This window comes from Pseudomonas sp. RIT-PI-AD (assembly GCF_025642785.1).
In the GTDB taxonomy this organism is placed as follows: domain Bacteria; phylum Pseudomonadota; class Gammaproteobacteria; order Pseudomonadales; family Pseudomonadaceae; genus Pseudomonas_T.
Genome location: NZ_JANZKU010000004.1, coordinates 182961 through 198039, shown reverse-complemented (window position 1 = coordinate 198039; position 15079 = coordinate 182961). Strand labels below are relative to the sequence as shown.

Below are 15079 nucleotides of genomic sequence, written 5' to 3'. Positions count from 1 at the left end.
CGCCCAGGTTTCCGCGCGCGTCAGGCGCTTCCCATGAGCCACGCCGTCGCACGCTTGCGGGCCACGCGCCTGGCCCGCAGCACCCGCCCGTTCGTCGCCCGTGGTTCCCGGGCGCCGCGCTGCCCGCAATGTCGTTTGCAGGCGGGTTACTGCTTGTGTGCCTGGCGGCCGAAAGTGGTCGCCGAGTCGGCCATGTGCCTGTTGATGTATGACGCCGAGCCGATGAAGCCGAGCAATACGGGATGGCTGATCGCGGACGTGGTAGCGGACACGGCGGCGTTCGGCTGGGCACGCACCGAGGTCGATCCCGCGCTGCTCGCGCTACTGGAGGATCCGCAGTGGCAGCCCTATGTGGTGTTCCCCGGGGAATACGTGGCGGCCGGGCGCGTGGTGAACCAGGTGGCGCCGATGCCCGCCGGCAAGCGACCGCTGTTCGTGTTGCTGGATGCCACCTGGAGCGAAGCCCGCAAGATGTTCCGCAAGAGTCCCTACCTGGAGCGTTTTCCGGTGCTCAGCCTGCTACCCGAGCAGGTGTCGCGCTATCGCTTGCGGCGTTCCACCCGCGATGATCACTTGTGCACCGCGGAAGTGGCGGCGCTGTGCCTGGAGCTGGCGGGGGACCGGGATGCGGCCGCGGCGCTCGGGCATTACCTGGATGCGTTCACCGAGCATTACCTGGGCGCCAAGCACGCCCTGCCATTGGACGAGGACAGTCCGTCGCACCGCGCCTTGCGCGACTTCCTCTGAGTTCAGGCCGGGAGCGGCAGCGCCTTCTTCGGCCAGAGCTGAGCCAGCAGCATGCCGCCGAACATCAGCGCGCAGCCGACATAGCCGCGCAGATGCAGCGATTCGCCCAGCACGAGCGCGCCGGCGATGGCCGCGAACACCGCCTCCAGCGACAGGATGATCGCCGCATGGGAGGCGATGGCGTGTTTCTGCGCGATGACCTGCAGGGTGAAACCGACCGCCACGCCGAGCAGCCCGCCATAGAGGATCGCCGGGGTCGCGGCCCGGATGGCGCTGGCCTGGATATCCTCGAAGCACACCGCCAGGAGCAGGCTGACCACCGCGCAGGTGGCGAATTGCAGCAGGGCCAGGCGCAGCGGATCGTGGCGTCGGGCGAAGAACCCCACCAGCAGCACGTGCACGCCCCAGACGAAAGCGCCGGCCAGTTGTATCCAGTCGCCCGACGCCACCTGGAAGTGTTCGCCCACGCTGAGCAGGAACATGCCGACCACCGCCAGGCTCGCCCCCAGCCAAGTACCCAGGCCGGTGCGCTGACCGATGAGCAGGCCCAGCAGAGGAACGACGATCACGTAGAGCCCGGTGATGAACCCGGAGTTGGTCACGCTGGTGAACAGCAGGCCGACCTGTTGCAGGTTGATCCCCAGGGACAGCGCCAGCCCCATCGCCAGCCCGCCCAGGAGGATGCCGCGGTGCAGCGGGGGCTTGGGGGCGTCGGCCGGACGCCGCAGCACGAAGGGCAACAGGACCAGGGTCGCCAGGGCGAAGCGCAGGCCGGTATAGAGGAAGGGGCCTATGGCATCCATGCCCTGTCGCTGGGCGACGAAGGCGCTTCCCCAGATCAGAGCGGTGACCAGCATCAGCAGATCGGCGCGCAGGGCTTGGCTTCCCATGGTGTCCTCGACGGCAAAAAGCCGAGACTTTGCCGTAAAGCGGCGAACTTGACCACCCCGCTCGCGCTCGGCATGCTGGGCGCCGTCTAGGCCTGCGCGAAGCGGCCGCGCCCGGCGACACGCCCGGGCCCGCTGCCGTCTCGCACAGCCTAAGGGCCCAGAAGAACAAGGATATGCTCATGGCCGCCTATGAAATTCTCATCGCCGACGATCACCCGTTGTTCCGCAGTGCGCTCCACCAGGCGCTCACCCTCGGGCTGGGCCAGGATGTGCGTCTGGTGGAAGCGGCGAGCATCGCCGAGCTGGAGCAGCGCCTCGGCGAGAACCCGGCCTGGGACCTGGTGCTGCTCGACCTGAACATGCCCGGTGCCTACGGGTTCTCCGGGCTGGTGCTGCTGCGCGGGCAGTATCCGCAGATCCCGGTGGTGATGGTCTCGGCCCAGGAGGACGTGGCGGTTTTCGCCCGTGCCCGGGAGTTCGGCGCCAGCGGCTTCATTCCCAAATCCAGCGCCCTGGAGGTCATCCAGGCGGCGGTGCGCGCGGTGCTCGACGGCGATACCTGGTGGCCGCCGCAGTTGCAGGCCAACGCCGAGGTGTCCGCCGAGGCGAAGGCCGCCAGCGCCGGCCTGTCGAGCCTGACGCCACAGCAGTTCCGCGTGCTGACCATGGTCTGCGACGGTTTGCTGAACAAGCAGATCGCCTACGAACTCGGGGTCTCCGAAGCCACCATCAAGGCCCACGTCACGGCGATCTTCCGCAAGCTCGGCGTACGCACCCGCACCCAGGCGGCACTGCTGCTCCAGCAACTGGAATCGATTCCCTCGTTGTCGGCCTGAGTTTTCACGGTCCTTTCAGCTTCGGCCGGGTAAGCTGGCCGCCATTTTTCTCAGCACAGTCCTCTTCCATGTCGCCATTCAAGGGCCAGACCGGCCTCAAACGCGTTCTCAACGCCACGGGTTATTCCTTCGACGGTCTCCAGGCCGCCTTCACCGGCGAGGCCGCTTTCCGCCAACTGGTCCTGCTCAACGTGGTCCTGATCCCCCTGGCGTTTTGCTTCGAGGTCAGCCGGGGCGAGCGGGCGCTGATGATCGCCGCCTGCCTGCTGGCGTTGATCGTCGAGCTGTTCAATTCCGCGGTGGAGGCGACCATCGATCGCATTTCCCTGGAGCGCCATCCACTGTCGAAGAATGCCAAGGACATGGGCAGCGCGGCGCAACTGGTGGCGTTGACCCTGATCGCCGCGGTCTGGGCGACCATCCTGCTGGGCTGATCAGGCGATGGGCGGCAGGACGATCTCGTCGCTGCGCCTGACGCCCACCGTCAGTTCCCGGCATTGCTCGAGGAATTCGCGCATCGCCGCGGTCTGGTATTTCTGCCGGTGCCAGATGAAGTAGAACTGCCGGCGCAGGTCCAGCCCCGGCGTTTCCAGGGGCACCAGGCTGCCGCGACGGAACGCGTCGCGCAGCGCCAGGCGCGAGATGCAACTGATCCCCAGGCCGGACTCCACCGCCCGCTTGATGGCTTCGGTGTGCTCCAGCTCCAGGCGGACGTTCAGCGCGTGGGGGTGGTGACGCATCGCCTGGTCGAAAGTCAGCCGCGTGCCCGAGCCCTTCTCGCGGAGGATCCAGGCCTCGCCCATCAACTCGTCGAGGGTCGCTTCGCCGCGGGCCGCCAGTGGATGCCGGGGGGCGCAGAAGACCACCAGTTCGTCCTCCACCCAGCGTTCCATTTCGATTTCCGGGTGCTGGCAATCGCCTTCGATCAGACCCAGATCAAGTTCGTAGTGGGCGACCTGCTGGACAATGTTGGCGGTGTTCTGCACGTGCAGGCTCACCTGGCTCTCCGGGTGCCGCTGCATGAAGGCGCCGATCAGCAGGGTCGCCAGGTAGTTGCCGATGGTCAGGGTCGCCCCCACCGCCAGGGAGCCGAAGCCGCTCTTGCCGCTGAGCAGGTCCTCGATCTCGCGGGCCTGGTCGAGCAGGGCCACGGCCTGGGGCAACACCTGCTGGCCCAGGGCGTTCAGGCTGAGCCGCTTGCCGGCGCGATCGAACAACTGGCAATTGGATTGCCGCTCCAGCTCGGTCAGCGAGGTGCTCGCTGCCGACTGAGAGAGAGAAAGCGATACCGCGGCGCGGGAAACGCTCTCTTGCTGGGCGACGGCGACGAACACCTGGAGTTGGCGAAGGGTGAAACGCATATCGATATAACCTATTACCTATATCTTGATAATTCACTTAACAGATATTTTCAGGGCCACTAAAATGCCGCGCACTTCTGCCGACGGCACAGACGATTCTTTTCAGGAGCATCCGCAACCATGAGCAAACTGGCGACCGAGCGCGTTCTCAGCGTCCATCACTGGAACGATACCCTGTTCAGTTTCAGGGTCACTCGCGATCCGGGGCTGCGCTTCGAGAACGGTCAGTTTGTCATGATCGGCCTGGAGGTGGAGGGGCGTCCGCTGTTGCGCGCCTATTCCATCGCCAGCCCGAACTATGAAGAGCACCTGGAGTTCTTCAGCATCAAGGTGCCGGACGGCCCGCTCACCTCGCGTCTGCAACACTTGCAGGTGGGCGACCCGCTGATCGTCAGCCGCAAGCCCACCGGCACCTTGGTCCTCGACGACCTGCTGCCGGGCAAGCATCTTTACCTGCTCAGCACCGGCACCGGTCTGGCGCCGTTCATGAGCGTGATCCAGGACCCGGAGACCTACGAGCGTTTCGAGAAGGTCATCCTGGTGCACGGCGTGCGCTACGTGAACGAAGTGGCGTACGAGCGCTTCATCACCGAGGCGCTGCCGCAGAACGAATTCTTCGGCGATGCGGTACGCGAGAAGCTGATCTATTACCCCACCGTCACCCGCGAGCCCTATCGCAACCAGGGTCGTCTCACCGACCTGATGCGCAATGGCAAGCTGTTCACCGACATCGGCCTGCCGCCGATCAACCCGCAGGACGACCGCGCGATGATCTGCGGCAGCCCGAGCATGCTCGACGAAACCAGCGAAGTGCTGGACAGCTTCGGGCTGAAAATCTCCCCGCGCATGGGCGAGCCGGGCGACTACCTGATCGAGCGTGCCTTCGTCGAGAAGTGACCGGCGGCAAGCCCGGCATGCCCGCGAAAACCCGCCCTCCAGGCGGGTTTCGTTTTCTGGGCTGGCGCTCGGGGCCTCAGGCGGGGCGCGTCACCTCCAGTACGCGGATCAGGTCGGGGCGAGGGTAGTGCCAGCGGACGTCCACGTCCCACAGGCGCGTGCCGTAGCGGCGCTCGGGCGAGGGCACCTGGTACGCCGGCCGCGGGTCCTGGGCCAGGCATTGCTCGATCAGTTCCACCAGCGGCTCGGCCAGGCGCTCGGCGTGGGCCCGAGCCTCGACCAGCGCCGGCCCGTGCCAGTCCACCGCGATCGGGCTCGGCGCCTGCTCGGCGATGCCGTTGCGGGCATCCGCCAGGCGATCCGCGTAGGGCACGTAGGGCTTGATGTCCAGCACCGGCGTTCCGTCGAGCAGGTCCAGCCCGGCCAGCCAGAGCTTGCCTGGCTCGATCCGTTCCAGACGCACCACCGACTGGCCGATGCCGTTCGGCCGGTGGGTCGAGCGGGTGGCGAACACCCCCAGGCTGCGGTTGCCGCCCAGGCGCGGCGGCCGCACCTTCAACCGCGGCTTGTCCTCCAGCGCCCGATGGAACAGGAACAGCAGCCAGATATGGCTGACCTGCTCCAGGCCGTCCAGCGCGTCCGCCTGGTCGAAGGGCGGCAGCAGTTCCAGCACGCCCCGTGCGGCCGGGGCCAGGTGCGGCTGGCGCGGGATGGCGAATTTTTCCTTGAAGCAGGAACGGACGAATCCGATGGGGGAAACCGTATGGGTCATGGCGGCGCGGTCGGGGGAGGGCGCCGCCATGTTACCCGATCAGAGGTGGAAACCGCCGTCCAGGGGAATGACGGCGCCGGTCATGTAGGCGCCCGCGGTACTGGCCAGGGCGACGGCGAGGGCGGACATCTCCGCCTCGCGGCCCCAGCGCTTCATCGGGATCAGCGCGGTGTCCTCGGCGAGGGCGGTTGGGTCGTCGGCGATGAAGCGGGTCATCTTGCTGGGGAAGCGGCCGGGGGCGATGACATTGACGTTGATGTGCTCGCCCACCAGTTCCCGCGCCAGCATCCGCGACAACTGGTGCAGGGCCGCCTTGCTCGGGCCGTAGGCGTAGGCCTGCTCGCCCATGGCGGTGATCCCGGCCACCGAACCGATGTTGATGACCCGCGCCGGATTCTCCGCGCCGCCGGCCTTGCGCAGCAGGGGAAGCAATTGCTGGATGCAACTGAACACCGAGGTCACGTTGAGCTGCATGACCTTCTCCCAGCCTTTCGCCGGATACTCCTCCAGCGGCGCGCCCCAGGTGGTGCCGGCGTTGTTGACCAGAATGTCGAGGCGCTCCAGGCGTTCTTGCAGGTCGCGGGCCAGGGCCTGCGCGCCCGCTTCGCTGGACAGGTCGGCGGCGATGCCGGTGCACTCGCCATGGGCCGACAGCTCCTGGGCCGCCTGTTCGCAGGCCTCGGCATGCCGGGCGCAGATGAAGACCCGGGCGCCGGCTTCCAGCAGCCCCTGGGCGATCATCCGTCCGACGCCACGGGTGCCGCCGGTGACCAGGGCGGTGCGGCCCTGCAAGCTGAAGTAAGGGTGCATGGTGACTCCTCGAAATGAGCGGAAGCTCAACCCTAGCCGCTCCCGCGCGGCGGGCAAATCGCTGCAGCGGCTTATCCAGGCCGGGAATGCCGGGTCATGCGGACCCGTTCCGGATTCCCGCTGGCGTTGGACGGTCGGCCGCGCGCGGGTTCGGCGACGAGCGATCCGACCCGGGCGAAAGCGTCCCGTAGCCTGCCACGCGTGCATGGATCGGCCGCCGCTCTGCGGTATGCGGAGGGCAAGACCGCAGGGGCGGCGGACTTTGCGGCACCGCGCCGCGTTCCCTCTGGAGGGGCTGGCGCCTGGCCGTCGCCGGACGGCCGCGCCGGTCGTTCTGCGGGCGCTTTCGCGCTAGACTTGCCGCCTCTTTCGTTCTGCCGGTGAGTCCAATGGCGCTGCAAGCCACCCCCTACAAAATCGAGTTGAACCTCACCGATCTCGACCGCGGGGTCTATGAAAACCTGCGTTTCACCGTCGCCAAGCATCCGTCGGAGACCGAGGAGCGCCTGGTCGTGCGCCTGCTGGCCTATGTCCTCTGGTACCACGAGCAACTGGCCTTCGGCCGCGGCCTGTCGGACGTCGACGAGCCGGCCTTGTGGGAAAAGAGCCTGGACGGCCGCGTGCTGCACTGGATCGAAGTGGGCCAGCCGGATGCCGAGCGCATCACCTGGTGCTCGCGCCGCGCCGAGCGGGTCAGCGTGGTCAGCTATGGCAACCTGCGGGTCTGGACCGGCAAGGTGGTCGACGCGGTGAAGACCCTGAAGAACGTCAACATCGCCGGGATGCCCTCCGAGGCGTTGCAGGAACTGGCCCGCGACCTGCCGCGCAGCCTGAACTGGAGCGTCATGGTCAGCGAAGGCACGCTGTTCGTCACCGACGAGCGCGGCCAGCACGAAGTCCCCGTGGAGTGGTTGCTCGGCGAACGCTGAGTCGCCTTCCCCCGCCTGCGCCGATCCGCGGAGGCACGCCGTACCCGAGTAGAGAGTCAATGCGAATCGAAAGCCGCCCCTTGCCCGCCACCTTGCCCGACCTGGGCGACCTGCCACCGCTGCTGACCCGCCTGTACGCCGCCCGCGGCGTGCGGTCCGCCGCCGAGCTGGACAAGGGGCTGGCGCGCTTGATCCCCTACGGGCAGTTGAAGGGCATCGACGCGGCGGTCGAGCTGCTGGTCGCCGCTTTGGAGCGCCGCGAGCGCATCCTCGTCGTCGGCGATTTCGACGCCGACGGCGCCACCGCGAGCAGCGTGGCGATGCTCGGGCTGCGCCAGTTGGGCGCGGCGGCGGTGGATTACCTGGTGCCGAACCGCTTCGAGTACGGCTACGGGCTGACCCCGGAGATCGTCGCGGTCGCCCTGCAGCGCGAGCCGCAGTTGCTGGTGACCGTGGACAACGGCATTTCCAGCCTCGACGGGGTAGCGGCCGCCAAGGCCGCCGGGCTGCGCGTACTGGTCACCGATCACCACCTGCCCGGGGCGGAGTTGCCGGCGGCGGACGCCATCGTCAACCCGAACCAACCGGGTTGCGGCTTTCCCAGCAAGGCGATGGCCGGTGTCGGGGTGATCTTCTACGTCTTGCTGGCCCTGCGCGCGCGCCTGCGCGACCTCGGCTGGTTCGCCCGCGCCGGCCTGGCGGAGCCCAATCTCGCCGAGCTGCTCGACCTGGTGGCGCTGGGCAGTGTCGCCGACGTGGTGCCGCTGGACGCCAACAACCGCATCCTGGTGCACCAGGGCCTCGCGCGAATCCGTGCCGGACGCGCCAGGCCCGGTCTGCGCGCATTGCTGGACGTCGCCGGGCGGGATTTCCGCAAGATCACCTCGACCGACCTGGGCTTCATCCTCGGCCCCCGGCTGAATGCGGCGGGGCGCTTGGACGACATGTCCCTGGGCATCGAATGCCTGCTGTGCGAGGACGAGGCCCTGGCCCGCGACATGGCGGTGCAACTGGACCAGCTCAACCAGGATCGCAAGGTGATCGAGCAGGGCATGCAGCGCGAAGCCCTCGCGCAACTCAAGGACCTGCCGCTGGAGAGCCTGCCCTTCGGCCTGTGCCTGTTCGAGGCGGACTGGCACCAGGGGGTGATCGGCATTCTCGCGTCGCGCCTGAAGGAGCGTTACCACCGGCCGACCATCGCCTTCGCCGATGCCGGCGACGGCATGCTCAAGGGCTCCGCGCGCTCGGTGGCGGGCTTCCATGTGCGCGATGCCCTGGACGCGGTCGCCGCGCGCCATCCCGGGTTGATCAGTAAGTTTGGTGGCCACGCGATGGCGGCGGGCCTGTCGCTACCGGTGGAGCATTTCGGCGCCTTCGCCGCGGCCTTCGATGCCGAAGCGCGGCGCCACTTGGCCGAGGAAGACCTGAGCGGCCGGCTGTTGTCCGATGGCCGCCTGAGCATTCAGGAGTTCCATCTGGAGCTGGCGCGCGCGCTGCGCCACGCGGGACCCTGGGGCCAGCACTTTCCGGAACCGATGTTCCACGGGGTTTTCCAACTGGTGCAGCAACGCCTGGTGGGTGAACGTCACCTGAAGCTGGTATTGAAGAGCGAGTGCGGCAGCCTGACCCTGGACGGGATCGCGTTCAACATAGACCGCGAGGTCTGGCCCAACCCCACCGTGCGCTGGGCCGAACTGGCGTTCAAGCTGGACGTCAACGAGTACCGGGGCCAGGAGAGCGTTCAACTGCTGGTGTCCCATCTGGCCGCGCGATAGTGCGACCATCTTCTGCGAAACGCCGCGATCAGCGGCATTCTCCGTTTTCGAACCCAGCTGCTGGCAGAATGCAGAGCAGTCCAAAGTGCCATCCCTAACTTTAGGTTGGTTTTGTTTCAGAGATGTGTCGAAGCCACCGATTTGCTTTGCGTGTCGAAAATCGTCTGTCTATACATTCCTCCCCATGAGGCCAGGGCTGCGCAAGGTAGCGAGCAAACAGTCCGGGCTAAGGAATTCCCGCCAGATGCTCAAAAGGCGGCGGGATGGAAGCCGAAGATATCCTCCGGCTCCGATAATCAGGAGAAGCATGTCGATGAAGAGGAATTTCGCCACAAAGGCCGTTTTTCTGGCCTCTCTCACCCTTCCGGCCGTCTCTTTCGCGGCCGATCTGATCGATGTCTCCCAGCTCAAGAGCAAGCGCACCGTCGTCGGTAAATCCGACCTGCGTGCCGAGCTCGGCGCGGGCGAAAGCGATCTGAAACCTCTGCGTACCGGCGCGGTGCCCGGGGGCAAGGTGGTCACCCGTTACCAGCAGTACTACAAGGGTGTACGCATCTGGGGTGAAAGCATCACCGAAGTCAGCGGTAGCGGTAACCAGAAATCCATCAGCGAACCGGTCCGCAGCGGCCGTTTCGTCGCCAACATCGGTGCCGACCTGGTGGCCAGCACCAAGCCGACCCTCACCGCCGAACAGGCGCTGAGCCAAGCCAAGAGCCTGAAAGCCCAGGGCCGTACCACCCTGAACGACAAGACCGAGCTGGTGGTTCGCCTGAACGACCAGAAGGTCGCGCAATTGGCCTACGTCGTTTCCTACTTCGTGCCCGGCGACGAGCCGACCCGTCCCTTCTTCATCATCAACGCCAACGACGGCACGGTGCTGGAGCAGTGGGAAGGCTTGAACCATGCCCAGGCCAGCGGTCCCGGCGGCAACGAGAAGACCGGTCGCTACGTCTATGGCACCGACTACGGCTCGCTGACCGTCACCAGCGATTGCAAGATGAACAGCGGCGATGTGATCACCGTCAACCTGAACGGCAGCGAGAACACCTCGCTGAACACCCCGTTCAAGTTCGCCTGCCCCTACAACGACTACAAACAGATCAATGGTGCCTACTCGCCGTTGAACGACGCCCACTATTTCGGCGGCGTGGTCTTCAACCTGTACAAGAACTGGTTCGGCGGGCTGCGCCCGATCAGCCAGAAGTTGTATATGCACGTGCACTACGGCAGCAACTACGAGAACGCGTTCTGGGACGGCAGCTCGATGAACTTCGGCGACGGCGGCTCGCGCTTCTATCCGCTGGTGGCACTGGACGTGACCGCGCACGAGATCAGCCACGGCTTCACCGAGCAGAACTCCGGCCTGGTCTACAGCGGGCAGTCGGGCGGCATGAACGAAGCCTTCTCCGACATGGCGGGCGAGGCGGCCGAGTACTACATGCGCAACGGTCGTAACGACTGGCTGGTAGGCGCGGACATCTTCAAGGGCCAAGGCGCCCTGCGTTACATGGATTCGCCGTCCCGCGACGGTCGCTCCATCGAGCACGCGTCCAAGTACCGCAGCGGCCTCGACGTGCACCTGTCCAGCGGCGTTTACAACAAAGCCTTCTACCTGCTGGCGAAGAAAACCGGTTGGAACACCCGCAAGGCGTTCGAAGTGTTCGTGGATGCCAACCGCTTCTACTGGACCGAGAACTCCACCTTCAACCAAGGCGCGTGTGGCGTGATCCAGTCCGCGCAGAACCGCAGCTACGGTTCCGCCGATGTGGTCAGCGCGTTCCAGCAAGTCGGCGTCACCTGCCCGAACTCTTCGCTGTAAGGGCGTGATCCATCGTTCCACCCGAGGAAACGGGCCCGCAGGGGCCCGTTTTTTTGCCTCGGAAAAAGCATCCGCGTTCGCCCATGGTTCGGAAACCCGGTCCGGCCAGGGCGAAAACGCGAGGCGTATTTCAGTGCTTGAACATGACGTGGCGCACCGCGGTGTAGTCCTCCAGGCCGTACATGGACATGTCCTTGCCATAGCCCGATTGCTTCACGCCGCCGTGGGGCATCTCGCTGACCAGCATGAAGTGGGTGTTGACCCAGGTGCAGCCGTATTGCAGGCGCGCGGCAAGGCGGTGGGCGCGGCCCAGGTCGTGAGTCCAGACGGACGAGGCCAGGCCATAGTCGGACGCGTTGGCCCAGGCCAGTACCTGGGCTTCGTCGTCGAAGCAGGTCACCGATACCACCGGGCCGAACACTTCGCGGCGCACGATCTCGTCGTCCTGGCGCGCGCCGGCCAGCACCGTGGGTTGGAAGAAGAACCCCGGACCGTCGACCGGCTTGCCGCCGGTGACCACGCGGATGTGCGGCAGCGCGCTGGCGCGCGCGACGAAGCCGGCGACGCGCTCGCGATGCTGTTCGGTGATCAGGGGGCCGAGTTCGGTGGCCGGGTCGTCCTGCAGGCCGATCTTCAGGCTGGCGACTGCGGCGCCCAGTTTGTCGACGAAGCGCTCGTAGATGCCTTTCTGCGCATAGATGCGGCAGGCCGCGGTGCAGTCCTGGCCGGCGTTGTAGAAGCCGAAGGTGCGGATGCCCTCGACGGCCGCGTCCAGGTCGGCGTCGTCGAAGACGATCACCGGCGCCTTGCCGCCCAGTTCCATGTGCAGGCGTTTCACGCTGTCGGCGGTGCTGGAAATGATGTGGGAGCCGGTGGCGATGGAGCCGGTGAGGGACACCATGCGCACCTGCGGATGGTTCACCAGCGGATTGCCGACGGTGGCGCCGCGGCCGAAGACCACGTTCAGCACGCCGGCGGGCAGTTGCGGGGCGGCCAGCTCGGCCAGTTTCAGCGCGGTCAGCGGGGTCTGCTCCGACGGTTTCAGTACCACCGTGTTGCCCGCCGCCAGCGCCGGCGCGAGTTTCCACGCGGCCATCATCAGCGGGTAGTTCCAGGGGGCGATGGAGGCGACCACGCCGATCGCGTCGCGACGGATCATCGAGGTGTGCCCCGGCAGGTACTCGCCGGCGGCGGAACCGCTCAGGCAGCGGCTGGCGCCGGCGAAGAAGCGGAACACGTCGGCGACCGCCGGGATCTCGTCGTTGAGCACGTTGGCGTAGGGCTTGCCGCAGTTGTCCGCTTCCAGACGGGCGAGGGTGTCGGCGTTCGCCTCGATCAGGTCGGCGAGCCCCAGCAGGCGTTGCGCGCGATCCTTCGGCGGGGTTTGCGACCAGCCGTCGAAGGCGGTTTCGGCGGCCTGCACCGCGGCATCCACCTGGGCGCCGCTGGCTTCGGCGATGTCCACCAGGGTCGTGCCCAGGGACGGGTTGAGGATGGCTTGGCGTGCGCCTTCGCCGGCGACCAGGCGGCCGTCGATCAGGAGTTTGGTTTGCATGGGGGCCTCGTCTGGGCGATGGGTGAAGGTCCGCCGGAGGCGGAGAGAATGCGGCGACCGCGATGCCGCCTCGCGCCCGCCGCGTCGGCGGGCGTGAGGCGGACGGCCTCAGGCCGCCACTTCCGGGGTCGGGCGTTGGAACAGGCGGGTCATGCAGCACAGGTAGACCAGGCCCGCCAGCAACCACAGGCTGCCGAGGATCAGGGCGTCCTTGTCCAGGCTGATCAGCATCCAGCCCGAGGTGATGGCACCCGCCAGCGGGCAGACGATGCCGCGCAGCACGCCCGGGCGGTCGCCAACGCTGCGGTCGAAGGTCAGTTTCAGCGCGCAGAGGTTCACCGAGGTGAAGGCCAGGAAGGCGCCGAAGTTGACCAGCGAGGTGGCGGTGGCGATGGTCAGGCCGAAGCCGACCAGGCCGAAGGCACCGGCCAGCATGATGTTGAACACCGGCGTCTTGTAGCGCGGGTGCAGGTAGCCGAAGACCCGTTGCGGCAGCAGGTGGTCGCGGCCGAGGGCGAACATCAGACGCCCGACGCTGGCCTGGAACGACAGCCCGGCGGCGAAGTGGGCGAGGATGATGCCGGCCAGCACCACGCTGAAGAACAGGTCGCCGCCGATCATCTTGGCGATCTCGAAGGCCGCGCCGTCGATGTTCTCGAATACCGCCTGCGGGTGGGCCAGGTGCATGAAGTAGGCCGAGGTCACGTAGAGGCCGCCGCCGATCAGCGCCACCAGCAGGATGGCTTTCGGGATGGTCTTCTTCGGCTCCAGGGTTTCCTCGCTGAGGGTCGACAATGCATCGAAGCCGAGGAACGAATAGGCGGCGATGGCGGCACCGGCCATGGTCGCCGCGAACGGCACCTCGGCGTTGAAGAACGGCTTGGCCGAGAGCAGGCCGCCCGGCCCGTTGGCCGCCGAGACGTAGTGCCAGCAGAGGGCGATGAAGACCGCGATGATCGACAGCTGCACCACCATCAGGATGATGTTGAAGCGGTTGGCGATCTGGATGCCGAGGATGTTGAGCACCGTCGTCGAGACGATGAACCCGGTGATCCAGCACCACTGCGGCACCTCGGGGAAGGCCACGTTGAGGTAGCTGGCGCCCAGCAGCCAGATCAGCATCGGGATGAAGAAGTAATCCAGCAGCGCCGCCCAGCCGACCATGAAGCCGAAGTTGGCATTGAGCATCTTGCGCGTATAGGTGTAGGCCGAACCGGCGGCGGGGAATACCCGGACCATCCGCCCATAGCTCAGGGCGGTGAAGATGATGCCCACCGAGGCCACCACGTAGGACAGCGCGACGGTGTTCTGGCTGGCCTGGGCGATGACCCCGTAGGTCCCGAAGACGATCAGCGGGGCGATGAACGCCAGGCCGAACAGGACCACGGAAACCGGCCCGAGGGTCCTCTTGAGGTGCTGTGTATCGACATGAATTGTCATTGTTGTCGTCTCTACGCGGTGTAGTGGTAGGCCTCGCGGATGATCGCGAGGTAGCTCTCGTGGGTCATCGGCTTGGCGTTGCTGGCATCGGAAATGTTGCTCTTGGATTTCTCCGCGATCAGCGCGAAGTCCTGCTCGCGCACCCCCGGTACCTGGCCGAAGCGTGGGATGCCCAGTTCGCGGCTCATCTCGAACAGCCGCTCGACGGCCTTCTCCGCGGCGGTCGCGGCGTCCAGGGTCGGGTCCACGCCGAGGGCGTAGGCCACGTCGGCATGGCGTTGCAGGTCGGCATCGCGGTTGTGGCTGAAGACGAACGGCAGGAAGATCGCGTTGCCGACACCGTGGGGCGTGTCGTAGAGGCCGCCGATGGCCTCGGAAATGCAATGCACGCTGGCGATGTCGGCGTTGCCGAAGGCCATGCCGGCAATCAGGCTGGCGATGAGCATCTGTTCGCGGGCCTCGCGGTTGTCGGCGTCCCTCACCGCCGGCAGCAGGTAGCGGCTGATCAGGCGGATCGCGTGCAGCGCCAGGCCGTCGCTGATCGGGTTGGCCGGCTTGCCGGTGTAGGCCTCGATGGCATGGGTGAGGGCGTCCATCCCGGTGCTGGCGGCGATGGGCGCCGGCAGGGTCGCGGTGATGTCGGAGTCGAGCAGGGCCATCACCGGTCCGATGCGATAGTCCAGCAGGCTCATCTTGAAGTGCCGCACGGTGTCGGTGATCACCGAGAAGAAGGTCACTTCGCTGCCGGTGCCGGCGGTGGTCGGCAGCGCGACGATCGGCAGCACATCGCGTTGCAGGGTGAACGCACCTTCGTAGTCCTCGACGCGGCCTTCGTGGGTCAGCAGCACGCTGATCGCCTTGGCGGCATCCATGGCGCTGCCGCCGCCGACGGCCAGCAGGCCCTCGATGCCTTTGCCGCGATAGAGGTCGGCCGCCAGGTTGCAGTCTTCGCTGCGCGGGTTCGGCTTGACGTCGCTGACCTCGGCGTAGGCGATGCCCGCCTGTTCCAGGCTGCGGTAGATGGCATCCAGCAGGCCGGCGCGCTTGACGCCGGGATCGGTGACGATCAGCACCTTCTTCAGGCCCAGCTGCTGCAGGTGTTCACCGGTGCGGGCGCGTAGCCCCGGCTGCATGATGATCCGGGTGGGGAGCAGGAATTGGAAATTCATCAGGACCTCCTCGGGTCGTCCAGGCAGGGAATGGGGGCGAGTCGCGTCGGTAACCGCGGGCAATCGGGCATGGTGTCGG

General features: G+C 66.6%; 14 protein-coding genes. 7 read left to right on the top strand and 7 right to left on the bottom strand.

Annotated elements, in window-relative coordinates; all coding sequences use genetic code 11:
* Positions 1–33: 33 nt before the first annotated feature.
* Complete coding sequence (locus tag OGL92_RS05360) at positions 34–747, top strand: tRNA-uridine aminocarboxypropyltransferase (protein ID WP_263141367.1); 714 nt, start codon at positions 34–36, stop codon at positions 745–747.
* A 2-nt stretch (positions 748–749) separates the two neighbouring features.
* Here OGL92_RS05360 and OGL92_RS05355 read toward each other — a convergent pair whose 3' ends face one another.
* Positions 750–1637 (bottom strand): DMT family transporter, encoded by an 888-nt coding sequence (locus tag OGL92_RS05355; RefSeq protein WP_263141365.1) that lies wholly within the window; start codon positions 1635–1637, stop codon positions 750–752.
* 179 nt (positions 1638–1816) lie between these two features.
* On the opposite strand from OGL92_RS05355, the gene erdR reads away from it, so the two are divergent.
* Both erdR and OGL92_RS05345 read left to right on the top strand, forming a co-directional pair.
* Positions 1817–2473: a response regulator transcription factor ErdR gene (erdR, locus tag OGL92_RS05350; RefSeq protein WP_263141363.1), complete on the top strand. Its 657-nt coding sequence runs from the start codon at positions 1817–1819 to the stop codon at positions 2471–2473.
* Positions 2474–2541: 68 nt separating this feature from the next.
* The gene (locus tag OGL92_RS05345; RefSeq protein WP_263141360.1) at positions 2542–2907 is read left to right on the top strand and encodes a diacylglycerol kinase; all 366 of its coding nucleotides are present in this window, start codon (positions 2542–2544) and stop codon (positions 2905–2907) included.
* Here the strand turns inward: OGL92_RS05345 and OGL92_RS05340 are convergent, their stop codons facing one another.
* Positions 2908–3834, bottom strand: a complete 927-nt coding sequence (locus OGL92_RS05340; protein ID WP_263141357.1) for a LysR family transcriptional regulator — start codon at positions 3832–3834, stop codon at positions 2908–2910. It abuts the gene before it with no gap.
* A gap of 120 nt (positions 3835–3954) precedes the next feature.
* Here OGL92_RS05340 and fpr point away from each other — a divergent pair, with 120 nt between their 5' ends.
* Positions 3955–4731, top strand: coding sequence for a ferredoxin-NADP reductase (gene fpr, locus OGL92_RS05335; protein WP_263141355.1), 777 nt, complete (start codon positions 3955–3957; stop codon positions 4729–4731).
* A gap of 76 nt (positions 4732–4807) precedes the next feature.
* On the opposite strand, the gene tsaA is transcribed toward fpr, so the two are convergent.
* A complete protein-coding gene (gene tsaA / locus OGL92_RS05330) occupies positions 4808–5503 on the bottom strand; it encodes a tRNA (N6-threonylcarbamoyladenosine(37)-N6)-methyltransferase TrmO (RefSeq protein ID WP_263141539.1) in 696 nt (231 codons plus the stop codon).
* A 39-nt stretch (positions 5504–5542) separates the two neighbouring features.
* Positions 5543–6313: an SDR family oxidoreductase gene (locus OGL92_RS05325; protein ID WP_263141336.1), complete on the bottom strand. Its 771-nt coding sequence runs from the start codon at positions 6311–6313 to the stop codon at positions 5543–5545.
* A 389-nt stretch (positions 6314–6702) separates the two neighbouring features.
* Here OGL92_RS05325 and OGL92_RS05320 point away from each other — a divergent pair, with 389 nt between their 5' ends.
* The 3 genes from OGL92_RS05320 to OGL92_RS05310 all read left to right on the top strand — a co-directional run bounded on the left by OGL92_RS05320 (position 6703) and on the right by OGL92_RS05310 (position 10836).
* Positions 6703–7242 (top strand): YaeQ family protein, encoded by a 540-nt coding sequence (locus OGL92_RS05320; protein WP_263141335.1) that lies wholly within the window; start codon positions 6703–6705, stop codon positions 7240–7242.
* Positions 7243–7301: 59 nt separating this feature from the next.
* Complete coding sequence (gene recJ / locus OGL92_RS05315) at positions 7302–9017, top strand: single-stranded-DNA-specific exonuclease RecJ (protein WP_263141333.1); 1716 nt, start codon at positions 7302–7304, stop codon at positions 9015–9017.
* 307 nt (positions 9018–9324) lie between these two features.
* Positions 9325–10836 (top strand): M4 family metallopeptidase, encoded by a 1512-nt coding sequence (locus tag OGL92_RS05310; protein ID WP_276583762.1) that lies wholly within the window; start codon positions 9325–9327, stop codon positions 10834–10836.
* 130 nt (positions 10837–10966) lie between these two features.
* Here the strand turns inward: OGL92_RS05310 and OGL92_RS05305 are convergent, their stop codons facing one another.
* The 3 genes from OGL92_RS05305 to OGL92_RS05295 all read right to left on the bottom strand — a co-directional run bounded on the left by OGL92_RS05305 (position 10967) and on the right by OGL92_RS05295 (position 15000).
* Positions 10967–12391, bottom strand: a complete 1425-nt coding sequence (locus tag OGL92_RS05305) for a gamma-aminobutyraldehyde dehydrogenase (RefSeq protein ID WP_263141332.1) — start codon at positions 12389–12391, stop codon at positions 10967–10969.
* Between the two features lie 108 nt (positions 12392–12499).
* Positions 12500–13831 carry an APC family permease gene (locus OGL92_RS05300; RefSeq protein WP_263141331.1) on the bottom strand — a complete coding sequence of 444 codons (1332 nt, stop codon included), beginning with the start codon at positions 13829–13831 and terminating at the stop codon, positions 12500–12502.
* An 11-nt stretch (positions 13832–13842) separates the two neighbouring features.
* The gene (locus tag OGL92_RS05295) at positions 13843–15000 is read right to left on the bottom strand and encodes an iron-containing alcohol dehydrogenase (protein WP_263141329.1); all 1158 of its coding nucleotides are present in this window, start codon (positions 14998–15000) and stop codon (positions 13843–13845) included.
* Positions 15001–15079: the final 79 nt, after the last annotated feature.